This is a genomic window from Halomonas sp. NYA30, assembly GCF_976980765.1.
Genome location: NZ_OZ334477.1, coordinates 1,573,094 through 1,597,261, shown reverse-complemented (window position 1 = coordinate 1,597,261; position 24,168 = coordinate 1,573,094). Strand labels below are relative to the sequence as shown.

The window sequence follows — 24,168 nt, the reverse complement described above, 5'->3', positions numbered from 1 at the left end:
ACCGCCTAGTGTTGTTCATGGAATGCGGGCAGTGCGCCAAAACTTCAACCCTTATGGCCTGATTTGTGGGAGGCAGCGGTAGCTAACGACCGGTGCAGCGTCATGCAGCTGAGTGGATAAAGCCAAGACTTTTCGTACCAAACTTAAGGCCATAGCTCTGGCATCGGCCGCCCATTAACACGCCAGACGCCGCGCACTACATCAAACTGCAGTTCACGGGTGCCGAGCGGTAAACCTAACCATAGTGCAGCAACGGTGGGCGCATCATGCCAGGTGAAGTCGCCATCAATACGCTCCAGCCATTTCGCCTGCTCGTCCTCTTCGTCGAGATTCACCACGCTTAGCTCATCCAACGCGCGGGCGTCAAAAAACAGCGCGCCATCCGCATCGAGACGAATGCCGAGCAGTGGGCTGTCAATCGCCACCGTGGGCACGTCTAGGCGCGGCGAGTCACTGAGCATATTCCGAAAATCAGGCTCAAGACGGGCCAGCAACCCTTCAGCCATGGGCAGGCTGGCATCGCCCCAAGCGGCTTCCTGGCGTAAACGACGAATGGCGTGGCGAACCGCATCGGCGTTGATGCGCGAAAGCTCCATCTCTATTCGTCCATTAAGCAACGGCGTTTCGGGTGCTTCTGAGGGAACCATCACCTCCCCCACTTCTAAATCGCCTTTAATGCGCAGTTCGCTTTCGTCCAGCACCATATAGCTATTTAAATCGAGTGGCGCCAGTTGGATGTCATAGGAGGGATAGCTAAGCGTCAGTGTCTCAATATGCAGATGATCGCGCTGGGCAAAGTGGTAGGCACCATCGGTATAGGTGTAGCGGCTTTCAAGCACCGTGGGCCCTAATGCAAGCTGTGCCAAGCCATCGGTCAGTGTTAGCTGATCCAATAACCCACGCAGGCGCCAATCACCAAAGACGCCTTCGAGGCGCAGCCGACCACCACGGACGGCTAACTCGCGACCATTTTGTTGAATGACAAAAGGCGCCAGGGCAAGACGTAGCTCACTGCGGCCACTAAGGGTGTGATAACGCCCCTGCCAACGGGGCACCGAAGGGGCGGTAACCTCCCCCACTGCTTGCTGCAACACTGTATCCAGGCGAGGTAAAATAGTGCCTTCTACATCCGTGCTTAAAATGCCGTGGCGGGCGCTATAGGTCAGTTCAAGCCGCCAGGGGCGGCCCAATAGCGGTGAAAGTATCAGCCGCCCTTGGGAACTTAGCCAACCCTGGTGGCTCTCAGTTCTGTTGACACGCCATTCGCCCCGCGCTTCAAGATCTACTAGCGCCTGACGCAGGCTGCGCTCAAAGAGCACGCTTGAGAGAAGTTGCGCTGCCATCCATACCACGGCGATTATCGCCAGGGTAGGGACAATCAGACGTTCCTTGCGCATGCTGCCTCCTTGGTGCCAACGCACTTAAATGGCGAAAGCTACCGACAATGCCTGGTATCTGTAATACCTAGTATCCGTACCGTTTTCCTAATGAATTTTCTAATGCAGCCAGAACCATAAATGCATAGTACTCCAGGCGTAGCCCCCTGCCATCACATCATCAATCATAATGCCGAAACCACCGGCTACACGGCGGTCTGCCCAACGTATTGGCCAGGGTTTAAAAACATCGAAGATACGAAAGACCACAAATCCCCACAGCGCAGCTTCCCATGAAAAGGGCACCGCGGCCATGGTGAGCCAGTAGCCGACAAATTCATCCCACACAATCCCTGAGTGGTCGTGTACGCCTAAGTCGTGTGACGTCTTATCGCATAGCCAAACGCCAACAACAAAAGCGACAAAACAAATACTTAGGTACCACCCTAAAGGCAAATCCGCCATCATCCAGTAGAACGGAATGGCGGCCAGCGTTCCAAAGGTGCCGGGTGCCCATGGCACCGTGCCGCTACCTAAGCCAAAGGCAAAAAAATGTGTTGGGCGACGCCAGACACTTTTCGGTGCACGATTCATGGCGCGTCCCCACTAAAATGCTGCCAACCGGCATAGCCATTGACATAACTACTCAGATCACTCTGGTCAGAAGCACTAATGCCTAGCGTCTCGCAACAATGACCAATCACCGTTAGCGTCAAGCCTAATGACGCAAGCCGTTGCTGAGCCTTGGTTATATCGTCAGCGTGTAACGTGACGAGCAGTTCATAATCATCACCACCGGAAAGCGCCGCCTTTAGTGCGGCCTCCCGACCCAGCGTGCTTTCCAGCTCTTCTGCCAGCGGTAAAGCGGCTATATTGATGACTGCTCCAACCTGCGAAGCCTCGCGAAGGTGCGCCAGGTCGGCCATTAGGCCATCTGAAATATCCATCGCCGCGGTAGCTAATCCACGCAGTGCCACGCCCGCCGCCAAACGCGGTTCAGGTAGCAAGTAGCGGTGCAGCAATGGGTGCGCCAAGTCACGCTCGCCCTTGTGCCAGAGCGCTAGCCCACCACCCCCGCCGCCTAATGCACCGGTAACGGCAATCAGGTCGCCAGGCTGAGCACCGCTGCGGGTCAGCGCTTCGCCCACTGGCACATCGCCCATCACGGTCACACCAATCGAAAGCGCGCCGGAAGTGACGTCCCCGCCCACCAGCGTGGTGGCGTGTTGCTGGCGGAGCGTATGAAAGCCACGCGCATAGTCAGCAAGCCAAAGATGCGTTGCTTCATCGTCGACAAATTCTCGCTGATCAAAGGTTAAAGCCATTAGGCACCAGCGGGATTTGGCTCCCATAGCGGCCAAATCACTAAGCGCGACCGCCAAGGCACGATGGCCCACCGCGAACGCTGGCGCTTCGCGAGGAAAGTGAACATCCACCACCGAGGTATCAACACTCACGGCCAATTGTTGGCCCGCTTGCGGCATCAATAGCGTGGCGTCGTCTCCACATCCTAGTGTGACGCCATTTGACGCGGTCGACGCCTCCTGCGACGACATGAAATAGCGTCGGATCAAATCAAATTCGGCAAGCACAAAGGCCCCTTAAACGCATTGTCATGACGCTCGCGTTCAGAGACGGCGAGCGCTGACCTCGGCACTACGCAGGCGAATCGCTAGCTTGTCTAGAATGCCGTTCACGTATTTATGGCCGTCGGTGGCGCCAAATGACTTAGCCAGCTCAACGCCTTCGTTAATCACTACACGATAGGGTACTTCCATTCGCCGGGATAGCTCATAAGCGCCTAAGCGAAGAATCGCCAGTTCGACGGCATCGAGATCTTCCAGACGGCGATCTAGCAGCGGGGAAATTTCACGATCCAGTTCCGCTTTAAAACGAACGGTATTGTGCAGCAATTCGTGAAACAGCGCTTTGTCAGCGATCTCCATCACCTTGACCCAGTTTTCGTGGTCTTCCAGGTCGTCATCGGCTACCTGACTACGAAACTCAGCTTCAATGGTAGTGATGGATTTACCCGTCATTTGCCACTGATAAAGCCCCTGCACGGTTAACTCACGCGCCGCGTGGCGGCCTTGCTGAGCAGCAGAGGGTTTACGCTCGCTCATTGGGTATCTCCTAACGGCAGCGCGCGTAGCAGTGAGACCATTTCCATGGCGGCCATGGCCGCTTCGGTGCCTTTATTACCGGCTTTGGTGCCCGCACGCTCAATCGCTTGTTCGATCGACTCAACGGTTAACACGCCGTTAGCGACCGGGGTATCAAACTCAAGCTGCAAGTGATTAATCGCTGTGTTGCAGCCGCCCGCTACGTATTCAAAGTGCGGCGTACCACCGCGAATCACCGCGCCCAGCGCGATGACGGCGTCAGGCTTCATCACCTTCAGCACGCGCTTGACCGCTAACGGCAGTTCCCAGGCACCCGGCACGTGAACAATATGGATATGCTCAGCATCGACGCCATGACGCGTCAAACTGTCGACCGCCCCTTCCACCAGGCTATCCACCACGTGATGGTTAAAACGTCCGACCACGATGACATAATGTCCATCGACGTCAACAAAAGTACCTTCAACTTGAGAAAGGGAGTTCATCAATTTATTCCTGCTGCTTAGTACTGCTAGATTAGTACTGCGAGATTAGTCCTGCTGGAGTGATCCTGCTGGGTCAGTCCTGCTGAAAGGTTGGCTCATCCGCCGTGTCATTAGGCCCCAGACGCTCAACGACTTCGAGATCAAAGCCGGATAGCGCGGAGAACTTCCACGGTGAACTCAATAATCGCATTTTACCCACGCCTAAATAGCGCAGAATCTGCGAGCCGGTGCCAATGGTTAAATAGTTGCCAGCGCCGTCAGAATCACTGGTACGCGGCTGGCGAATGCGATCTAAAAAGATATCCAGTTGATCTTTTAAATCCTGATGGGGGCGACCGTCATCAATCAACACAAATACCCCCGCGTTTGAACTGGCAATCTCCTCCAGCGCCCGGTGGGCATCCCAGCGGCACTGGTCGCCTTTCATCAGGCCCATCACATCGCGCAGCGTATCGGTAAGATGCACGCGAACCGTGGTGGACTCCTCTGGGGTGGGCTGACCGTTCACCAACGCCAAATGGTGAGCGCCCTGAATGCGATCACGGAAAACGTGCAGCGTCAGCTCGCCATGCGCCGTCATCACCGTTGAGGCTTCCAGGTGATCAATAGTCTGCTCGTTGACGATGCGGTAGTGAATCAAATCCGCAATGGTGCCCATTTTAATGCCGTGTTCTTGGGCAAACGCTTCAAGTTCTGGGCGGCGCGCCATACTACCATCGTCGTTCATGATCTCGCAGATCACACCACTGGGATCACAGCCCGCCAGTGCGGCCAGATCACACGCTGCTTCGGTATGCCCCGCACGGCGAAGCACGCCGCCGGGCTCTGCCATCAACGGGAAAATATGCCCCGGCTGAACGATATCAGAGGGCTTGGCATGGGGCGCCACTGCCGCTTGAACCGTGCGCGCGCGATCCGCGGCTGAAATACCGGTGGTAACGCCTTCAGTCGCTTCAATCGAGAGCGTAAATTTGGTGCCAAAGCCGGAGCCATTGTCACGCACCATGAGCGGCAAATTAAGCTGCTCACAACGGGCACGGGTCATCGGCATACAGATAAGACCACGGGCGAAACGGGCCATGAAGTTGATATGCTCGGCCTGCACTTTTTCGGCGGCCATGATGATATCACCTTCGTTTTCGCGATCCTCATCGTCCATGAGAATCACCATTTTGCCCTGGCGGATATCTTCCACCAGCTCGGCGATAGGGGCTAAGCCTCTAGAGGAGGAGTGCGCCATGGAATCTCCAAAAGTTGTCGCGTAACGTTGCCGCAAAAAAGCTGTTGCGCCAGCTTGTAACGAAAAGTCGTCACGAAATAAAGTTGTCACGTTAGCTGCGATTTCGCGCGTCAGGGTACCTTGCTATCGCCAATTGCGCTAGTCGACTGAGGGGAAGCGATAATGCGCCAATCGCGCCCCACCGCTCGCATATCATGAATGGTTAAACGCCGCTGATCGGCCATCTGTGAGAGCCCTGGCAGCGCAAATAGCGGTCGAGCCTCGCCACCTAACAGCGTGGGGGCGACAAACAGCTGCAGCTCATCGACCAGATCCGCATCAAGCAAAGCACCCGCCAGGGTCGCGCCGGTTTCTACCAGCAGCTCATTAACCTGCTCGCTCTCGGCTAACCAATTCAGCATCAAGGCTAAATCAATGCGGCCATCGCTACCGGCAGGCAACACCTGCACCTCGGCACCTGCTTTGGTTAACCGTTCGCGCTTTTCAGCCACATGGTCTGGGGTGGTAACCACCAAGGTTCGCCCCGGTTCGCTTAAACAGGCGGCTGCCAAGGGCAAGCGCAAATGGGTATCTAACACTACCCTTAACGGTTGGCGCTGTACCACCTCATCGGCATTGGCAAGCGACAACTGCTCGGAGCGAAGAGTAAGCCGCGAGTCGTCCATGATAATCGATTCAACGCCGCTTAATATCGCACTGGAACGCGCTCTTAGCCGCTGCACTTGCGTTCGCGCTTCGGGGCCGGTAATCCACTGAGACTCGCCTGACCCCATGGCTGTACGCCCATCCAAACTCATTGCCATTTTCAGGCGTACAAAGGGGCGCTGAGTGGTCATTCGGGCAATAAAGCCAGGGTTCAATGCCCGCGCTTCACTCTCAAGCAGGCCTACTGCCACCTCAATACCGGCTTCTTCAAGCAAGCGAATCCCCCGGCCACTGACCTGGGGGTTGGGGTCCTGCATCGCAATCACTACCCGTGCCACCTTGGCCTTTTGCAGAGCAACCGCACAGGGGCCGGTACGCCCAGTGTGCGAGCAAGGTTCAAGAGTGACGTAAGCCGTCGCGCCCTGGGCCCGTTCACCGGCCGCGGTTAAGGCATGGATTTCCGCATGCGGCTCACCGGCTCGCCGATGAAAGCCTTCCCCAACGATCTGCTCATCGTGCACGATCACACAACCGACCCGAGGATTAGGATCGGTGGTGTAAAGCCCTTTGCGCGCTAGCTTTAGCGCCTGCGCCATATAATGGTAATCGTCTTGGCTAAACAGGGCGCTCATTTTGGCGGCTCGCTAGTGTGTCTCACTGTAGAAGAGGACTCTTGATTGGGCTCTTGGGAAAGCCGATCAATCTCAGCACGAAATTCATCCAAATCCTGAAACTTGCGGTACACCGAGGCAAAGCGAATGTAAGCCACATGATCGAGGGTTTTAAGCGCCTGCATCACCGACTCGCCAATATCACGGGCGTTGATCTCACGATCGCCTCGCGCGCGAAGGGTTTGACGTATGCGCTCGACGGCCGCTTCAATGGCTTCCGCGCTGACCGGGCGTTTTTCAAGCGCACGCAACATGCCCGCCCGGAGCTTGGCTTCATTAAAGCTTTCCCGTGAGCCGTCTGACTTCACCACGCGAGGCATCACTAGTTCAGCAGTTTCGTAAGTGGTAAATCGCTCCTGACAGCTCGCACACTGGCGACGACGGCGCACTTGATCGCCATCGGCTACCAACCGCGAATCGGTCACTCGAGTATCGTTTGCACCACAAAAAGGGCAATGCATAGCGGTCAACCTGTTGTCAGCTCGTGCTGGCATGCCGCACGAGTTAGCGTGTTATAACCTGGCAATGAATATGCTATTAATGGCGTTTAAACCGGCATCAACGTCTTAAGCTAATGGATTTTAGCGTTTAAACGCGCTATCAACCACGCATTGTAACGATTTGGCACACAAGCTGCAGCGTTTGTCGCAGATTGTTTATCAGGAGCCACCCATGTCCCCGTTTGAGCAGACCGTGCACGGCTACCTCAGCCACCTATACGGGCCGCGTGCTGACGAAGTGCAGCGCCGCTTAAATCAACACATTGAGCATTTTTTGTCGCTTGCCCCGTTTTCGTCCGCCCCTGGCGATGCTCCTTCCAAAAACGCACCTTCATGGAGCGAAAAAGATCAGTGGGTGATTAGCTATGGTGACTCCATTATAGAAGAGGGGGTGCCACCACTGGCAGTCCTTAGCGATTTTCTTCAACTGCGGCTGGGCGAGCGTATCAGCGGCGTGCATGTGCTGCCCTTCTTCCCGTGGAGTAGCGACGACGGCTTCTCGGTGATCCATTACCGGGAAGTGAATAGTGAGCTTGGCGACTGGTCGCATATCCGCGAGCTCGCCGGTCATTACGACCTAATGGCCGATTTGGTGCTCAACCATGTTTCCAGGGAGTCGCTCTGGTTTGTGGATTACCTGAGCGGCAGCCAGCCAGGCCGCGACTACTTTATCGAGGTTGACCCTGATACCGATGTCTCCCAGGTAGTTCGCCCCCGCAGCAACCCGTTGCTGGTACCTGTTTCAACCCGGCGCGGCACTCGTTATCTATGGGCAACCTTCTCCGAAGACCAGCTCGATCTAAACTTTGAACATCCGGATGTACTGCTGGAGTTCGTCGGTATTCTGCTCTTCTACCTGGAGCAGGGCACACGGATTATCCGCTTGGATGCGGTGGCTTTCTTATGGAAGCGGTTGGGCACCTCCTGTATTCACCTGCCGGAAACCCACACCGTGGTGCGTTTGCTTCGCGCGATTGTCGACCATGTCGCCCCAGGCACTCTGCTGATTACCGAAACCAACGTGCCGCACCAAGAGAACATCAGCTATTTCGGGCTTGAACGGCTCCCCAAGGAGCCGCCCGATGAAGCGCACATGATTTATCAATTCACGCTGCCACCGCTGCTGCTCCATACCTTAACCCGTGGCGAGGCCAGCACGCTGCAAACCTGGCTTGCCAGCCTGCCGGTACTGCCTGACCACTGTACTTACCTGAATTTTACCGCCAGCCATGACGGTATTGGTGTGCGCCCACTGGAAGGCCTACTGCCCGATCACGAGCGCGATGCACTACTGGAGCTGATGCACAAATTCGGCGGTTTTGTCAGCATGCGGAGCAACCCGGATGGCAGCGACACGCCCTACGAGATCAACATCACCTGGTTTGAAGCCATGCGCGGCACTCGCCGTGGCCCGGATCCATGGCAAATAGCCCGCTTCCTATGCAGCCAAGCGATCATGCTCAGCCTGCAGGGAATTCCAGCCCTCTATATCCATACGTTAACGGGCACACTCAACGATGTAGAAGGCGTTGAGCGCAGTGGTCGCCTGCGCTCGATCAATCGGCGACGCTGGCAGCGTAGCGAGCTGGACCTGCTACTGGATAGTCCTTCCACCCCTACCCACGATGTGTTTCATGCCTTAAACCGGCTGCTGGATCAGCGTCGTCAAGAGCCCTGTTTCCATCCCACTGCTGCCCAGCGGGTGTTGGAGTCGCCACCAGAATTGTTGGCGGTGGAACGTGGCCCCCTGCATGATGGCCGTCGCCTGCTGGCGCTGTATAACGTTACCGACCTGCCGCTCCCCTTAGCGAATGTGGGTGAGGCGGTAACCCAAGCGCTGAACCAACACGCATGGCACGCGCTTGACCCAAGCAACCCGTGGGAGGCCGAAGGCGCCCTTCCGCCTTATGCGGTGCGCTGGCTGGTGGCCACCGGTTAGTCGCGGCGCCTCGCTCGCCAGTTGCGACATAACGTCCCAGGGGCGACTAACATAATCCTTAAATAATCTAGTGCTGCGATGATGCCAGTCCAAGATCACATGAAGGATCGTTACTGGTTATGTTGCAACAAAGCATCGCCCTTGGCCCGATGGGCTTTAGTATTCACCAGCTATTGATCGGCCTGGCCTTTTTATTGGCACTGCTGGCTGGCGCGCTGTTGGGAAGGCGCCATCGGGTAGCCGTCAGCGATACGCTGTTTACCCTGCTGCTGGTTGCCCTTGTCGGCGCGCGCCTGGTTTTCGTCCTGCGTTACTGGGGAGAATACGAGGGGCTACTTGGCCGTCTGGATATTCGAGATGGCGGCTTTGATATTGTCGGTGGCCTTATCGCGGCACTGGCGTACGCTGGCTGGACGCTGTGGCGCTCCCCCCGCCAGCGGGTGCCACTTTCCGGTGCCCTACTGGCGGGCGGCCTTGTCTGGGGGTTGACCGCCGCTAGCGCCACCATGATAGAGCATCAATCCCGGCCGTTGCCGGAGGTGGCGCTGACTACCCGTTCAGGCGAGCCCATTGACCTTCCCCAACTGTCACGCTCGACCCAGCAACCCATGGTGGTCAATTTATGGGCCAGCTGGTGTCCGCCCTGTATCCGTGAAATGCCGGTGTTTGAGCAAGCCCAGGATAATGAACCCGGCATCACCTTTGTGTTCGTTAACCAAGGGGAGTCGCTCGGCCAGATCAACGCTTTCATGGATGAGTACGGCTTTTCTCTCAAGAACGTGTGGCAAGACCCACGCAATGCCGTTGGCCAGGCCACCGGCGCCAATGCGATGCCTACCACACTTTACTATGATGCCGACGGCCAACTCGTCAGCTCCCATTTTGGCGAACTTTCCAGCGCCACCCTGCAGCAAGGATTGGAGCGTTTACGCTGATTGCTGCATGAGCCGTCCACCTTTTTTCGCCTGGCTAACGTCACCTCACACAAACAGGATGTTGCAATGCGCTTGAACCACTACACCACTCTCAGCAGTTTTCTTCTCCTGGCAGGGCTGGGAGGAGTATCCACAGGTTACGCCGATGAACTCCCTGCCCCAGTGCAGGCACTGGCCGACCAGGGCCTGGAAATTCATGGCCAGTTTGACGCCCCTGCCGGTTTGCGTGGTTACGGCGCCAGCGTTCAGGGCCAAGACATGGCCATCTACCTGACCCCAGATGGCGAGCACGCGGTGGTGGGGACACTGATGGATAGCGAGGGTAACGACCTCACTGAGGCGCAACTGGACGAGCACGTACGTGCGCCTTTAGAAGCACAGACCTGGCAGCTTCTGAGCGAAAGCCATTGGATTCAGGATGGTGACGTGGATGCCCCTCGTGTGATTTACACCTTCACGGACGCCAACTGCCCCTATTGCCGTCAGCTATGGCAAGACGTTCGCCCCTGGGTAGAGGCCGGTGAAGTGCAGTTGCGCCATATCATGGTGGGTATTTTAGCGCCCGACAGCCCTGGCAAGGCCGCCGCCATACTCGGAGCCGACGACCCGGCGGCTACACTGCATGCTCATGAAAGTGGCCAGGAAGAAATCGACGCCAGTGCCCAACCACGAGAGATCGAAGAACAGGTTTATGCCAATAACCAGCTTTTCGAAGAGCTAGGGCTGTATGCCACGCCCACCTCGATTTATCAGCGTGAAACAGAAAATGGTAGCGTGCGTCTTGACCGCATTCAGGGTATGCCCAGTGACGAGCGGCTGATCGACATGATGGGCAGTGAAGCGCCATAGGCTTAGCTGCCACCGCCAATTGAGATTGCCGCGTCGCTGCGCAACTCACAATGACTTATGAAATTTCACTACGAGCGTAGCGAAGCAATCTCGGCTTTTAAGGACGCAAAATCGGTCACTATTTAAAAGGGGAAGTTTTCGAATGAGCCTATTTGATGAACTCCAGACATCATTGCAGGAAGCCGTTAACATTAAAAAAGGAAATGTTAATGCAGCTCGCATCACTCGCCACGAAGTGGCCGATGTGAAAGCTATCCGCGCAAAGCTTCACGTATCCCAGGCCGAGTTTGCCGATGCCATGGGTACCAGTGTCTATACGATCAAAAGCTGGGAGGCCAAACGCCGTAACCCTACAGGCTTAGCAGCAAAAGTGTTGGCAATCATCCAAGACAACCCCGCTTTCTTCAACGAGCTGTCTTCTCACTAGCCAACCTTAACGCCGATAAGGACAGTGGCTAGCGAGTTTTTACCGTAAGTTTGGATGAGAGCAGCCAAGCACGCCTGCGCCGGATGGGGCAGGCTTATGGCAAGTCGCGGCAGGAGGTAGCGACGCTCGCACTCCTGGCGGCGGAGCGCTTGCTGGACGGCGACTGATCGCCAAAGGTGGGGCATGGGCAGATCGAGCTGTGATCCGCCGGGGTGTTAGTGCTTGAAGATAGTTTCCAGGCTATCGGCGAACAGTACATCGCGCATCCAGCCTTTCAACTGATCTTGGTCGGCTTGTATGAGCCTCTCCTCTACCCAACCAGGCACCTCACCAAATTTGAAGTTGAGTTGGCCCGCACAACATCGTGAGCCTCTGCCAGGCGGCCCTTCTCAATGCCCAACTACTCACTTTCCCGCTTCGCATCGTTCAAAAATGACACTTCATCTCGCAACGCTCGCTCCCTCACGAAGGCCAGGCGACGTGTTTCCTCGTCGGCGCTGAGTTTGCGGATGCAGTTCATGACACTCTAGGTCATTTTAATGCTTGAACAGCTCATCAAGATTGTTCGCTACCAAGATTTCATCTGTCCAGCCTTCTAGCTGCTGGGCATTAGCAGTCTCCAGTTTCTGAATAACCCACTCAGGCAGATCTCCAAACCGCTTAGTAAGTAGGCGTTGAAGTATACGTTGCGCTTCTTCCCGCCGCGCATCGTTTAGCAGCGATACTTCATCACGCAGCGCCCGCTCCCGCACAAATGCAAGGCGGCGAGTTTCTTCATCGGCACTAAGCTCGCGGATACGGCTCATCGCACGTTTAACCGGTTCATGAGCAATATTGGCCATGGTGAGTTCCTCCTGCCAGTGCTTGAAGAAAGTAATCCAGGCGCGTAGCGGGCCCTCTGGCAAGCCCAGGCGATCCGCCTTGTTCAATTCGATTAGGTTCATCTGCAAAACGTTCCCCAGCGAAACCTTGGGCTGGCGTCCATCGCGCATCTCGAATCGCCAGATCGCTTGCTCGCGCTCAGCGGTTGTTTCCGTAAACAGGTCGAAGTCCAGCAGGTGTAGACCCACCGAGGCCCGCAGCTCTTGGTAATCTTCCCCGGCGCTCAGCTGGCTTCCCAGCGTACGGGCCAGATAGAACACCCCCCGCTTGTGCCAGGCCCCGTAACGGCGCACCTGCACCTCGATATTGTAGCAGTTGCCATCCCCATCGCGTGCCAGCACATCGAGAATGATGTACTTGCCGGTAAGCTCTGTCGCCTCGATATTCGGATTCAGTATCTCCACCGAGGCAATGTTGGGCAAATCCGGGCGCAGATCATTGATCAGATCCACCAGCAGATCCGGGGCTTCGGCAAACAGCCGCTTGAAAACGTAGTCGTTGGTGGGGTCGAGTAATTCGCTCATGAGCCCCTCCTTATGTAATACAGGCACTTTACCATAGCGGGACCACAGCGCGGTTTACCCATGACACGGCAATCTAAGAACCTTGATCTTAGTTACCCTCCCCCGCCAATTGAGATTGCCATGTCGCTGTGCTCTTAACACTGACCTACAGTGAATTTTCTACTCCTCCGACAGATTCTCAAACCTCGGCATGCCTACATTCCAGGGCTTGATATCGCCTTTCTCTCCGAAGTTGTCATGGTCTCCCAGCACATGACCATCATGCTCGCGGGTTTGACCATAGAGTGAACGGCCATGGAACCGTTCCGCGGTCTCGGCGACATCCCCGGTATAGCGAGGATCCTGAGGACGCTCCTGGCTGGTGATGTAATAGGCAATATCCCAGGCCTGTTGATCACTGAGCGAACGAGGCTGGCCAAGCGGCATGTTCTGATAGATGAAGCCCGCCATGGTTTCCAGCCTCGCGATGCCGGCTCCCCAGTTATTGGAACCATCCCCCCAGGGCGCGGGAAACACGTACTCATCATTTTCATAGTGCCCGGCACCGTTTTCCTGGTGGCATATCGAGCAGTTTTCCTGGTAGGCAGTTTCCCCTCTAGCATAGCTGGGCTCTTCGGTCGGCTCTTCTGGCGCCGGGAAGCCTCGACCATAAATCGGCTTGTCGGGATACATCGGTGCGCCGGTGGCCAACCACTGATGATAGGCACTGAGTGCTAACATCTCATCACTGCCATACTCCGGGGGCACGCCGTTCATGGAGTAGGCAAAGCAGCCTGCGATGCGCTCTTCCAGGTTATTCACATGCTGGTTCTTGCCACGGAAGTCCGGCAGAGTAATGGCGGCTGTCCACACCGGCGCGCTGAACGGCACCCGCCCTTCCCCCAGATGGCAACTGGAGCAGTTCATATCATTGAAGACATTCTCACCACGCAATTGCTGCGTGTTAGTGAATAGATCGTGACCATAGCGGATGACTTTTTTCAGTTCCGGATGAATATCGGCACTTTCCAGATCTTCCATGGTGGGCGGTTCGTGCACCAGTTGGTTCAGCGCTGCATCCGCCCGCTCTTCCTGAGCAAAGACACTGGTGGCGTATACGCTAATACCGATGCCGACCGTCAATGAACAGCCAGTAAGCGCTAAAACGAGAGGGCGTGGACAGGTTATCATTGTGCTGACTCCTGGTCGGCGGAGGCGGGTTGCGTGGCGTACCAGGCGGATACAGCCTGAATGTCGTCATCACTCATGCGCTTGGCAATGGCGCCCATCAGGTTTTGCGGATCGTTGCTGCGGGTTTCGTTTTTCCACGCCGACAATTGAGTGCGAATGTAGCCGGCATGCTGGCCTGCAATGCCTGGGAAGGTATCACCTACGCCCTTGCCCCCAGGCCCATGGCAGCTTTGGCAGGAAACAATGTAGGCGTTCCAATCGCCACGTTCGGCGAGCTGCTGCCCACGGGCCAGCAGCGTCTCATCTGCCTCATCGCCGCCTTGCCCCTGGGTAGCGGGCAGTTGGCTGTAGTAGGCGGCCACATCAGCGATTTGCTGGTCGTTGAGCATATTGGCAAATGTTGCCATCGTCGCGTTTTCACGCCGCCCCGCTTTAAAATCATGTAACTGCTTGGCGATATAGTCGGCATCCAGACCAGCTAAACGCGGCCAGGACTCACCGTCCGGCACATTCATGCCACTGCCATCTGCCTGGTGGCAGGCGCTACAGCTAGCCGCGGCGGCTTGACCGCGCTCCGCGTCCCCCTCCTGGGCCACCGTCCCTGCGGCGATCAGGGTGAGACCTACACAGAGACCAACCCTGCTAACGTATTTGTTATTCATATCGGTTTCTCCCTTGCGTTATCATTTTTAGCTGTCCGCCACTGGCACCATTAGGCGAGCGGTAAACCCGCCCCCCGCCGGGCTGGCGAATGCCACTTCGCCATCGAATCGTTCAGCGATTGCCGCGACAATCGCCAGCCCCAGCCCGCTTCCCTGCTGTTTGCTGGCGCGCCAGAAGCGTTGCGTCAGTTGCTTGAGCGTCGCGTCATCGACGCCAGGTCCCTGGTCGCTGACGCTGAAGGTAAGAAAGCGCTGCCCGTGCTCCCACTGCGCCTCCAGTGTTACGGGTGTTTCCGATGGTCCATGGTGCAGCGCGTTATCGAGCAAATTGCGTAGCGCGGTAATCGCTAGCTCACGGGGCATGGCCAGGTTGGTTTCTGGCCAGTCAGCGGGCACCACAAAGCGGCCGGAGTGACTATGGTGGCAATCCGCCAGGGCGCACTCGGCAACATCGGCAACACGGCTTACCTCGCCATCATCAAACCGGGCACGTCCTTCTACCCGTGCCAGAGTCAGCAGCTGATCAAGGGTCGAGCTCAGCCGCACCACGCCCTCTTCCGCCTGATTGAGCGATGCCTTCGCCGCTTCCCCTTCGACGCGCCGGGCAACTTGCAGGTGGGTCTTGATGGCCGTCAGCGGCGTGCGCAACTCGTGCGCAGCGTCATTGGTAAAGCGCTGTTCGCGGATAATGGTTTGCTGCACCCGCGCCAACAGCGCGTTAAGCGTTGTAATGAGGGGCCGGATCTCTTTTGGCAAGCCGTAGGTAGCCACCGGCGCCAGCGCATCTGGATGGCGGTTGGCAAGCGACTCCCGCAGCCGTGTCAGCGGTGCCAGCCCACGCCAGATACCTAGCCACAGCGCCACCATGCTGCCCACCAGCGCCACCACAAACGGCACCACCGCCACCCGAATAACGCCGCTAAGCAGTATGTTCCTTTCATCCATCCGGTCGGCGGTGGTAATCACGATGCCATTGCGCTCGTAGGTGAAGACCCGCCAGGTCACATCGTCAGCCTGACGATAAGTGTGCCCGCCCTCTCCCGGCGCCAGCACATCGTCCATATCAGCATGGGTGCGCGCCATGACCTCGCCTTGGGGGGAATGCACCTGGCAGGCCAGCCCTTCAATAGAGGGAATGGAGAGCACTGGATGCTCGGCGTCCGCCCAAACGTCAAGGGGAAGCTGCAAAACCAGCCCCGCCACCATTCGCGCCGACTGCGCCAGACGTTGGTCCAGGGTTTCTACAAATTTGTCTTCCAGGTCGCGCATCAGCCACGCGGCGGCGATACCCCATAGCAACGCCAGGGTTAGCCCCAGGGTGATTAGTAAGCGGGCACGTAAACTCATAGCTGGCCTTTATCTATCTCACACTCATAGGGTGTGCCCGCCAAGTGCACCGCCTCAGGCTTGCCCAGTCGATAGCCAAGCCCGCGCACCGTTTCAATCACCCCGCTCCCGAGCTTGCGGCGCAGATGGTGTATATGCACATTCAGCGCATTGCTCTCGACATCATCATTCATGCCATAAAGGCTGTCTTTGAGCTGATCGGCCGACAGTACGCTGCGCGGCGATTGCAGGAAGGTTTCCAGCAGCACCAGCTCACGGCGAGATAGGGTGATCAGTTGCCCTTCGACATACACTTCGCGGGCGGCGGGATCTAACGCAAGGGCCCCATGGGAAATCATGCCGCTGCTGCGCCCTGCCACACGGCGCAGCAAAGCGTGCAGGCGCGCAACTAATTCATCCAGATCGAAGGGCTTGACCAGATAGTCATCGGCACCGCCCTGCAGGCCATCCACCCGGTCTCGCACGCTATCTCTTGCGGTTAAAACCAGTACCGGCACATTGACGCCCTGCTCACGCCACTCAGCCAATAGCTGCAGGCCATCGCCATCCGGTAAGCCACGGTCAAGAATGGCCACATCACTGGCAACTGTTCGCATCGATTGGCGAGCGGCATTGAGCGTGGAGACGTGGTCGACGACAAAATCGAAGGTCATTAATCCAGAGCGGATACCCGATGCCACCAGCGGGTCATCTTCAATCAGCAAGACGTGCATAACGGTTTCCTTTTTATTACCTGACAGCATGACGGCCACGCATTAACTCAGCGTTAAGAAAACAAAACGCCCTTGCAATAAAGGCAAGGGCGTTAGCAATAGCGGCCATATAACTCCGACGTATTAGCCGAGCCTTTTGGCGGCAAACCACCCCAGCACCATCGTCAACAGCATGGCCGCTAGCGGGAGTGATATGCCGCCGATAGAGGCAATGGCAGGCCCCGGGCAGTAGCCGGAAAGCCCCCAACCAATACCAAACAGGGCAGCGCCGCCCAGCAACTTGCCATCCAGCTCCTTTTTGGTGGGTAATTGAAAGACGCCGCCCAACAGTGGTGCCGAACGCTTGAATACCAGCCGATAGCCGATAAAGGTGGTTACCACGGCCCCGCCAAGCACAAACATCAGCGTCGGATCCCAGGCGCCCGCTACATCTAAAAACCCCAGCACTCGTGCGGGGTCAGTCATGCCTGAAATTGCCAAACCCAAACCAAAAATCAGCCCCGCCGCATAACCAGCCGCTGTTTTCATCGCGTTACTGTTCATGACACTCCTGTTCATTGCACACCGCCTAGGCCTAACAGATGACGCGAGATATAAACGGTCACTAGCGCCGTCAGCAAAAACATACCGGTGGCCGCCATGGAGCGTGGCGCCAAGCGTGCTAGGCCACATACGCCATGCCCACTGGTACAGCCGCTACCAAGCCCTGTGCCCACACCCACCAACAAGCCGGCCACCAACATCAATCCGACGCCACCGGCTGGCGCGCCAATCACTTCACCCGGGCTCCCCGCCACGTTTCCCAAACCGCCACCTAATGCCATGATCAATAGCGGCCCGCTAATCAGCCCTAAAACAAACGCCACTCGCCAAGCACTATCGCCTTTGGGACGTTGGGTAATTAAGTTACCAACGATCCCACTAATCCCCGCGATACGCCCTAACGTTGCCATTAGCCAGGTGGCGGAAAGCCCAATCAGCAAGCCCCCAGCTAAGCCTTGTAAACCTGCTGTCCAATCCACTGGTGTCTCCCAAGCATTCCGCTTTCACAGGTGAAAAAAATAGAAACGGTTAGAAAAAATTAATCGGCACTTTTAAATAGACCGTGCCATTCTCTTCCGCCGGAGGCAGCGCTCCTGCACGCATATTGACTTGAACCGAAGGAATAATGAGCCGTGGCATGCCTAAGGTGGCATCGCGCTCGGTGCGCATCTTCACAAACTCCTCTTCGCTGATACCCTCGTGAACATGCACATTCTCACTGCGCTGTTCTGCTACGCTGGTTTCATGCTGAAAGGTATCGCGACCGGGGGCTTTATAGTCGTGGCATAAAAACAGCCGCGTCTGCTCGGGTAGCGCCAACACTTTTTGAATAGAGTGATACAGGGTACGTGCATCGCCGCCGGGAAAGTCGCACCGCGCGGTGCCATAATCCGGCATAAAAAGCGTATCGCCTACAAAGGCAGCATCCCCCACTACGTAGGTTAAGCAGGCGGGCGTATGGCCAGGGGTATGCAGTACACGGCCCTGTAATTGCCCAATGTTGAACGTATCCCCTTCTTCAAACAGCGCATCAAATTGGCTGCCATCCCGAGCAAATTCGGTACCCGCGTTGAATGCCTTGCCGAAGATCTCTTGCACCTTGACTATTTTTGCCCCAATGCCGGTTTTGCCTCCTAAATGCTCATGCAGATAGGGCGCTGCCGAAAGGTGGTCGGCATGTACATGGGTCTCCAAAATCCAGGCGACGTCGAGTTGGTGTTCGCGAACAAAGGCGATGATGTTGTCAGCTGAACGCACATCTGTTCGCCCAGCGGCATAATCAAAGTCGAGCACCGAATCTATGATCGCGCAGGCACTGCTATCGGGGTCTTGAACGACATAGCTAAAGGTGTTCGTGGGCTCATCAAAAAAGTGCTTAACAATTGGGCGTTGCATGACGGCCTCCCATTAGTGGTAATTGCATTCTCATGCTTTAAAGACAGCATAGTGCATCCCAGGCTCTATCGTTAGACTATTTTTGAATATTGCAGAAGCTACTATTTATTCAAAAAAATAAGAGTGATACGTCAAACAGCATTGATAAAACATTTCATTAATCTTTGCCTTGTTGAGGCCGATAGGAATAAATAGGGGCAGAACTACTCAATTACAAAAAAGGAAAAACATGACTCGTTTAACAACAACACAAAAACTGTGGGGAACGCTGGGCATCATCTGGGTAGCTATGCTGCTCTTGGTGGGATGGCTAGCGCTGGAGAATCGTCAAACGATTGTCAGCGAGCGCCGCGACAGCATTCAGTACGTGGTCGAAAGCGTCCAAAAACAAATTGAAGCCCTGCAAGAAAGGGTTGCCGCCGGTGAACTCAGCCTTGAAGAAGCGCAGCAGCGCGCCATCGACAATATGTCTAGTGTGAGCTTTGGGGCAGGCGAATACATTTTCTCCTTCAATGACGACTTACTCGTTATTTCCCATCCCAGCCGCATACCCGGCACGGACATGACCGACTACCTGGACGCCAGCGGTATGGCGCTATACCCGGAGTTGCTGCGTGTTGCCCAAGCGGGTGGGGGCCACGTTAACTACTACTCAACCCGCGCCGGTGGCGAAGAACAGTTGCCGAAAACCAGCTATGTAGCACACCTTCCCGAATGGGAGTGGTCGCTCGCCACGGGCGTTTATGTCGATGATATCAATGAAGCGTTTATTGCCGATTTGATTCGCTCCATAGGGGTACTGCTGATCATTGGCCTGCCGGTAACGCTGCTGATGGGTTGGGTGATCCGTGATGTTTCCCGTCGTTTAGGCGGTGACCCACGCTACGCCGCCAGCGTTGTGCGCCATATCGCCGACGGTGATCTCACACAGGTAACGCAGCTTTCAGCGAAAGATCAGCAGAGTTTACTGTTTGATATTAACCGTATGCGGGAAACCCTAGCCGCTACCATCGGTGATATTCATCAAGGAGCCAATCAGGTCAACAGCGGTGTCGAGCAAATTGTAGGGGTGAACGAAGAGCTTTCGACACGCACCGAAGAACAGGCAGCGTCGCTAGCCGAAACAGCCACCAGCATGGAGCAGCTCACGGCCACCGTTAAGCAAAACGCGGAACACGCAGACCATGCGCGCAAACTTGCCACCAGGGCAGCCGACAGTGCTCAGCGCGGCAGCGATTCGATGTCATCCGTCACGACCACGATGGCCACCATCAACGAAAGCGCCACGCAAATGAGCAGCATCGTCAACACGATTGATGGTATTGCCTTCCAAACCAATATCTTGGCCCTGAACGCGTCCGTTGAAGCCGCGCGCGCTGGAGAGCAAGGGCGCGGTTTTGCGGTGGTGGCCAATGAGGTTCGTCAACTTGCCAGCCGCTCGGCAGCTGCTGCACAAGAGATCAAGACGCTGATCGAAGCATCAGACAGCAAAGTGGTTGAAGGTAGCCGCCAGGTACGCGACACCGGTGATGTGATTAACAGCATGGTCAGTGACATCAAGGAGCTCAGCACACTGGTTCAGGAAATTTCAGCCGCCACCATTGAGCAGAGCAGCGGTATCGAGCAGGTCAACCAAGCCGTCACGCAAATGGATCAAATGACCCAGCAGAATGCCAGCCTAGTACAACAGAGCACTCAGGCCACCCAAACCCTGGCCCAGCTAAGCAACCAGCTTCGTCAGTTGGTAGCCAACTTCCGCATTAATCAGTCCACAGAGCATACGCAGACAAGCTTACCCGCCTCCTCACCTGCCCCGCAGGCTGCCTATCAGGACAGCGATTTTTAATACACTCTAAAAATAAGGCCAGCTACCGGTGGGTAGCTGGCCTTATTTCTTTACACAGTTTGGACGCAGTTTGTGCGGTTAAACCTTGCCTTGATTATCCAGTTCGACTGCCTCGTGCATACGCGTGAGGAGGTCGGGCACGGCTGCCTGTACGCGGTTCCAACTGGGAATAAAGGGCCGTTCTCTAGGGTTATCCAGGAATAGGTTACCGGCTTCGAGCAGATTACTGGCAAATAGCTCGACCGCTTGCTCCTCACTATGACGATCAAGGCTCAGGCCATTCATGGTGGCGTCGTGGTCGTAGGCCTCAATCAGATCCAACGCGAAACGGTAATAAGTCGCTTTGAGCGTGCGGAAATCTTCGCTGCTAAAGGTAATACCCTGGGTCGCTAGTTTGCGATACAGCGCTTTGGAGATATCCAAACTCATCCGGTTTAAGCCACCGTTGGGATCATCTTCGCTAACCGGTTGATGCTTGTGGTCGTAGGCATCGGCAATATCGACTTGGCAGAGTTGGCGCAGCGAGTAATTACGCTGCAGCTCCGATAGCACGCCGATTTCTAGCCCCCAATCAGCGGGGATACGGATGCCTTCCAGCACTTCGCTACGCATCGCAAACTCACCCGAAAGCGGATAACGGAAGCTATCCAAGTAGTCGAGATACGGCAGCGGCCCGCAAACGGTTTTAAGCGCCCGCAGCAGCGGCGTGACTAATAGCCGAGAGACACGGCCATTGAGCTTGCCTTCCGCAATGCGAGGGTAATAGCCTTTGCAGAAACTGTAGTTGAAATTGGGGTGGGCCACCGGGTACATCAAGCGCGCCAACAGGCCACGCTCGTAGGTGAGAATATCGCAATCGTGCAGCCCGACCACCCTCGAGCGCCCAGATGACAACATATAACCTGCGCAGTACCACACATTGCGCCCTTTGCCCGGCTCCAACGACCCTAGCCCATGCTCTTCCAGTTCCGCATCGAGCGCTTTCAGGCGCGGGCCATCGTTCCATAAAATGCGCGTATGCTGCGGCAGACGTGAGAAAAATTCGCGAGCGTATAAAAACTGTTCGCGGTCGGCGCGATCCAGGCCAATGACGATTTCACTGAGGTAAGGGACCTTAACCAGTTCATCAACAATCGCTGAAAGCGCAGGTCCTTCCAATTCGGAAAAAAGCGACGGCAGAATCAACCCCATCGGCCGCCGTCGGGAAAATTGGCATAGCTCCTCTTCAAGTGCCTCGACTGAACGCTTAGTCAGGTTATGGAAATCGGTAATAATCCCATTTTGATGAAAGTCACTCATGCGCTTGCTCCCTGGATTCATGGAACTGTTCTCAAATACCGAACCGTTCTCAAACAACGTCTGTTCTCAAACCACAGCTTCACCCTTCTCCGCCGTCGCTAAACGGCGGTCATCTCGCCCCCACCAGTGGGCAACCCCCTCTGCCCAGCCGGTCGGCCCTGTTGCTTCCGTGCGATATAGCGAAGTGTTACGCGGCTCTACGACTAAATCGTGGCAACCGCGGATGACGACGGCTTGATCAACCGCTTCAAGCATAGAGATATCGTTTGGCCCATCCCCCAGCCCTAACGAGAGAGGCGTTCGGCCTCTTAATGCCGTAAAGCGTTTCACCAGCCACTCCACAGCGCTGCCTTTATCTGCCGAGCGCCCCATGACATGCCAGAAACGTCCGCCTTGTGTTAGCTGTAGGCCATCTCCCTCCAGAGCTGCACGAAATGCTTCTAATGCTGAGTCACTGTCTTTCCATAACAGCGGCTCGCTGCCTTCTCGCTGCCGCGCATCACGGGCGCGGGACTCATCCAACCCAGTCAGCTCCATAACCTCCTGCACACTCAGCTCACCCATTCGGGTAAATTGAATACCCAGGCGCTCGCGCCACACCTTTAAGCGCGCACGAATAAAGCCAATATCTACCCCAGGGTGTTTAATCACCACGCCATCGCGACCGCCACCAGGGCGGTCTAAACGGGCATGGCACCAACCGGGCGGTAGGCCAATCACCGCTCCATTCTCAGCGATAAAAGGCGTACCCGTTAGGCCCAACGCTTCGCGCAGCGGAATCAACTCCGCACGGGTTTTACTGGTGACCGGAATGACCGGCACGCCCATTTGTTTTAAACGAGCAAGCCACGGCGCGGCGGGGCTGAAGTCATAACTATGGTGATCCAGCAGCGAGCCATCTAAATCGGTCACTACCAGACGCGGCTGAAACGCAGGGTCTACCGGCGATGGTGGCGGAGAAGGCGACGGAGAAAACGGCGCTGAAAATTGACTGGATTCCGGCATGGCACTACCTCTATTCGGTCTTAGCACATCGTCAAGACAGTAACCTGCGATGCCCTATGGCGATGACCAACGAGTAATTGGCTATGGAAAGTGGCTATGAAAAGGATAGCAAGTTATGAGCCAAATCAGAGAAGTGTAGCTTTAGCAGAGGGTTAGCGGGGATTTTTAGAATTTTATGGCGCACCACACGTCCAAGCACCAAAAAGAAGCAGCTTGAATGCACCAAAATAGCGCATGAAACACATTAGTGCACTTGTCGCGCCGTTACCTATTAAAAAATGAGACAGAACCTATAAAAAACTGAGACAGCACTTGGCAACGCCTTATAAATAGCTATACTCAACCTGTACCCACTGGTAATCCTGTACACCCCTCACCTGATACCAGTGGGCTGCAGTGAGCCAAGCCCTTTCATGCCCGCCTTCCCCGGCGGGTTTTTTTTATGCAGTAAAAGAGAGATGTCATCATTGAGCGAAGCACGGCGATCTTAGTGCTAGCTTCTATTCCACATGAATAACCACCTCAACCCGCCGGTTGCGAGCCCGCCCTTCTTCGCTAGCGTTGCTTTCCAGCGGCCTTGTGGCTGCCAAGCCGACGGCGCGTAGGCGCTCGGCGTCGACGCCCGATGCTTCCAGCGCCTCAACAATGGCGATGGCGCGCGCACTTGAAAGCGCCCAGTTGGAAGAGAACTCATCGGTGCTTATTGTCTGACTATCCGAATGGCCTTCCACCCACACTTCACCATCATAGCGCTGAATCGTTTCCAGCAAACTGCCGACTAATGATGACCCGTCGTTGGTTAACTCAGCCGTCGCCGAAGGAAACAGCAATTGATCCTGTACACGCAGGCTAATGCCTTCCGCCACTCGTGATACTTCAACACCTTCCAGGTCGGGCAGATAGGTAGACTCCTCAACGCGTTGGGAAAGCGCTTGGTTCAGGGCAAGCGCACCCGCCACTGACTCGTCGCTGACAACCTGCACATTTACCGGGGGCCGGTCAGTTAACACCACCATGTAATCCGCCAGAGGCGATGAAAAATCATCACTGCCCGCAGGCATTAGCAGTTTAGGGAGGGTAATGGCCGGTTCAACAGGTTTCGGCGCGGCCAACAGCGGCGGTACACCAACGCTAACGCGCCGCCGGGGTAACCGAGACAGCTTAGGCAAGCCAGCCACCCCCAGCGACGCACTCACCGCCATCGGGCTCAGCCCTGCGCCACTCCAGGCGGCACTACCAACGCGCTCAGGCATGGCGTTTGCTAACGACTCAGGCAAAGGGATTTCCAGCGAAGGCGATGACGATTGACTAGCGTCAATTGCTGTATCGCCTGCCAACCACTCTGAATGGTTCGCCCCTGTCGCGGCGATAATGACGACGAAGAGAGCCACCAACAACGTCATGATATCCAGATAGCTAATCATCCAACCGCTATTGCTATCACTTTCATGATAAGCCGACATCAGCGAATCATGGCGCGGTCCGCCGCGGTGATCTTCAAGCATTGGTATTATCGCTCATCAGATTTTACGCGGGATACCTCGTACTTTTAGTGCGAGGAGGGAGAGCGCGTCGTCCGCAGGGCGACTTGG

Annotated in this window: 24 protein-coding genes; 5 read left to right on the top strand and 19 right to left on the bottom strand. The window is 56.0% G+C overall.

Going from position 1 to position 24,168, the window contains the following annotated elements; genetic code table 11:
- Positions 1 to 143: 143 nt before the first annotated feature.
- The 8 genes from ACWI0H_RS07255 to nrdR form a co-directional block, all read right to left on the bottom strand.
- Entirely contained in the window at positions 144 to 1,397 is a 1,254-nt protein-coding gene (locus tag ACWI0H_RS07255; protein ID WP_485875801.1) for a DUF945 family protein, read from the bottom strand.
- Between the two features lie 99 nt (positions 1,398 to 1,496).
- A complete protein-coding gene (locus tag ACWI0H_RS07250) occupies positions 1,497 to 1,970 on the bottom strand; it encodes a phosphatidylglycerophosphatase A family protein (protein ID WP_176302775.1) in 474 nt (157 codons plus the stop codon).
- Complete coding sequence (thiL, locus tag ACWI0H_RS07245; RefSeq protein ID WP_485875800.1) at positions 1,967 to 2,968, bottom strand: thiamine-phosphate kinase; 1,002 nt, start codon at positions 2,966 to 2,968, stop codon at positions 1,967 to 1,969. Before thiL ends, ACWI0H_RS07250 begins: the two co-directional genes overlap by 4 nt.
- A 36-nt stretch (positions 2,969 to 3,004) precedes the next feature.
- Positions 3,005 to 3,499 carry a transcription antitermination factor NusB gene (gene nusB / locus ACWI0H_RS07240; RefSeq protein WP_101145129.1) on the bottom strand — a complete coding sequence of 165 codons (495 nt, stop codon included), beginning with the start codon at positions 3,497 to 3,499 and terminating at the stop codon, positions 3,005 to 3,007.
- Positions 3,496 to 3,984, bottom strand: coding sequence for a 6,7-dimethyl-8-ribityllumazine synthase (gene ribH, locus ACWI0H_RS07235; RefSeq protein ID WP_176302773.1), 489 nt, complete (start codon positions 3,982 to 3,984; stop codon positions 3,496 to 3,498). The genes nusB and ribH overlap by 4 nt, the downstream gene beginning before the upstream one ends.
- A gap of 73 nt (positions 3,985 to 4,057) precedes the next feature.
- Positions 4,058 to 5,224 carry a bifunctional 3,4-dihydroxy-2-butanone-4-phosphate synthase/GTP cyclohydrolase II gene (gene ribBA / locus ACWI0H_RS07230; protein ID WP_485875799.1) on the bottom strand — a complete coding sequence of 389 codons (1,167 nt, stop codon included), beginning with the start codon at positions 5,222 to 5,224 and terminating at the stop codon, positions 4,058 to 4,060.
- Between the two features lie 110 nt (positions 5,225 to 5,334).
- Positions 5,335 to 6,501, bottom strand: a complete 1,167-nt coding sequence (gene ribD / locus ACWI0H_RS07225; protein WP_485875798.1) for a bifunctional diaminohydroxyphosphoribosylaminopyrimidine deaminase/5-amino-6-(5-phosphoribosylamino)uracil reductase RibD — start codon at positions 6,499 to 6,501, stop codon at positions 5,335 to 5,337.
- Positions 6,498 to 7,001 (bottom strand): transcriptional regulator NrdR, encoded by a 504-nt coding sequence (gene nrdR, locus ACWI0H_RS07220; protein ID WP_176302770.1) that lies wholly within the window; start codon positions 6,999 to 7,001, stop codon positions 6,498 to 6,500. The genes ribD and nrdR overlap by 4 nt, the downstream gene beginning before the upstream one ends.
- 211 nt (positions 7,002 to 7,212) lie before the next feature.
- Here nrdR and ACWI0H_RS07215 point away from each other — a divergent pair, with 211 nt between their 5' ends.
- The 4 genes from ACWI0H_RS07215 (at position 7,213) to nadS (ending at position 11,190) form a co-directional block, all read left to right on the top strand.
- Complete coding sequence (locus ACWI0H_RS07215; protein WP_485875797.1) at positions 7,213 to 8,979, top strand: sugar phosphorylase; 1,767 nt, start codon at positions 7,213 to 7,215, stop codon at positions 8,977 to 8,979.
- A 119-nt stretch (positions 8,980 to 9,098) separates the two neighbouring features.
- Entirely contained in the window at positions 9,099 to 9,914 is an 816-nt protein-coding gene (locus ACWI0H_RS07210) for a TlpA family protein disulfide reductase (RefSeq protein ID WP_485875796.1), read from the top strand.
- 66 nt (positions 9,915 to 9,980) lie between these two features.
- The gene (dsbG, locus tag ACWI0H_RS07205; protein WP_485875795.1) at positions 9,981 to 10,763 is read left to right on the top strand and encodes a thiol:disulfide interchange protein DsbG; all 783 of its coding nucleotides are present in this window, start codon (positions 9,981 to 9,983) and stop codon (positions 10,761 to 10,763) included.
- A gap of 142 nt (positions 10,764 to 10,905) precedes the next feature.
- Positions 10,906 to 11,190 carry a NadS family protein gene (gene nadS / locus ACWI0H_RS07200; RefSeq protein ID WP_485875794.1) on the top strand — a complete coding sequence of 95 codons (285 nt, stop codon included), beginning with the start codon at positions 10,906 to 10,908 and terminating at the stop codon, positions 11,188 to 11,190.
- 536 nt (positions 11,191 to 11,726) lie between these two features.
- Here nadS and ACWI0H_RS07195 read toward each other — a convergent pair.
- From ACWI0H_RS07195 to ACWI0H_RS07160, 8 genes are all read right to left on the bottom strand, one after another.
- Positions 11,727 to 12,596: an Rpn family recombination-promoting nuclease/putative transposase gene (locus ACWI0H_RS07195; RefSeq protein ID WP_485875793.1), complete on the bottom strand. Its 870-nt coding sequence runs from the start codon at positions 12,594 to 12,596 to the stop codon at positions 11,727 to 11,729.
- A gap of 159 nt (positions 12,597 to 12,755) precedes the next feature.
- Positions 12,756 to 13,766, bottom strand: a complete 1,011-nt coding sequence (locus tag ACWI0H_RS07190) for a c-type cytochrome (protein ID WP_336269695.1) — start codon at positions 13,764 to 13,766, stop codon at positions 12,756 to 12,758.
- Positions 13,763 to 14,428 carry a c-type cytochrome gene (locus ACWI0H_RS07185; RefSeq protein WP_176302765.1) on the bottom strand — a complete coding sequence of 222 codons (666 nt, stop codon included), beginning with the start codon at positions 14,426 to 14,428 and terminating at the stop codon, positions 13,763 to 13,765. The genes ACWI0H_RS07190 and ACWI0H_RS07185 overlap by 4 nt, the downstream gene beginning before the upstream one ends.
- 27 nt (positions 14,429 to 14,455) lie before the next feature.
- Positions 14,456 to 15,775, bottom strand: coding sequence for an ATP-binding protein (locus tag ACWI0H_RS07180; RefSeq protein WP_176302764.1), 1,320 nt, complete (start codon positions 15,773 to 15,775; stop codon positions 14,456 to 14,458).
- Positions 15,772 to 16,488: a response regulator gene (locus tag ACWI0H_RS07175; protein ID WP_485875792.1), complete on the bottom strand. Its 717-nt coding sequence runs from the start codon at positions 16,486 to 16,488 to the stop codon at positions 15,772 to 15,774. The genes ACWI0H_RS07180 and ACWI0H_RS07175 overlap by 4 nt, the downstream gene beginning before the upstream one ends.
- A gap of 123 nt (positions 16,489 to 16,611) precedes the next feature.
- Entirely contained in the window at positions 16,612 to 17,031 is a 420-nt protein-coding gene (locus tag ACWI0H_RS07170; protein WP_176302762.1) for a DUF6691 family protein, read from the bottom strand.
- 11 nt (positions 17,032 to 17,042) lie between these two features.
- Positions 17,043 to 17,510 (bottom strand): YeeE/YedE family protein, encoded by a 468-nt coding sequence (locus ACWI0H_RS07165; protein ID WP_176302761.1) that lies wholly within the window; start codon positions 17,508 to 17,510, stop codon positions 17,043 to 17,045.
- Between the two features lie 49 nt (positions 17,511 to 17,559).
- Positions 17,560 to 18,426 carry an MBL fold metallo-hydrolase gene (locus ACWI0H_RS07160; protein ID WP_485875791.1) on the bottom strand — a complete coding sequence of 289 codons (867 nt, stop codon included), beginning with the start codon at positions 18,424 to 18,426 and terminating at the stop codon, positions 17,560 to 17,562.
- Positions 18,427 to 18,655: 229 nt separating this feature from the next.
- On the opposite strand from ACWI0H_RS07160, the gene ACWI0H_RS07155 reads away from it, so the two are divergent.
- Positions 18,656 to 20,272, top strand: coding sequence for a methyl-accepting chemotaxis protein (locus tag ACWI0H_RS07155; RefSeq protein WP_485875790.1), 1,617 nt, complete (start codon positions 18,656 to 18,658; stop codon positions 20,270 to 20,272).
- A gap of 78 nt (positions 20,273 to 20,350) precedes the next feature.
- On the opposite strand, the gene ACWI0H_RS07150 is transcribed toward ACWI0H_RS07155, so the two are convergent.
- The 3 genes from ACWI0H_RS07150 to ACWI0H_RS07140 form a co-directional block, all read right to left on the bottom strand.
- Positions 20,351 to 21,571 (bottom strand): glycosyltransferase family protein, encoded by a 1,221-nt coding sequence (locus ACWI0H_RS07150; RefSeq protein ID WP_485875789.1) that lies wholly within the window; start codon positions 21,569 to 21,571, stop codon positions 20,351 to 20,353.
- A 66-nt stretch (positions 21,572 to 21,637) separates the two neighbouring features.
- Positions 21,638 to 22,576 (bottom strand): HAD-IIB family hydrolase, encoded by a 939-nt coding sequence (locus tag ACWI0H_RS07145; RefSeq protein ID WP_485875788.1) that lies wholly within the window; start codon positions 22,574 to 22,576, stop codon positions 21,638 to 21,640.
- Positions 22,577 to 23,076: 500 nt separating this feature from the next.
- A complete protein-coding gene (locus ACWI0H_RS07140) occupies positions 23,077 to 24,081 on the bottom strand; it encodes an OmpA family protein (protein ID WP_485875787.1) in 1,005 nt (334 codons plus the stop codon).
- Between the last annotated feature and the right edge of the window lie 87 nt (positions 24,082 to 24,168).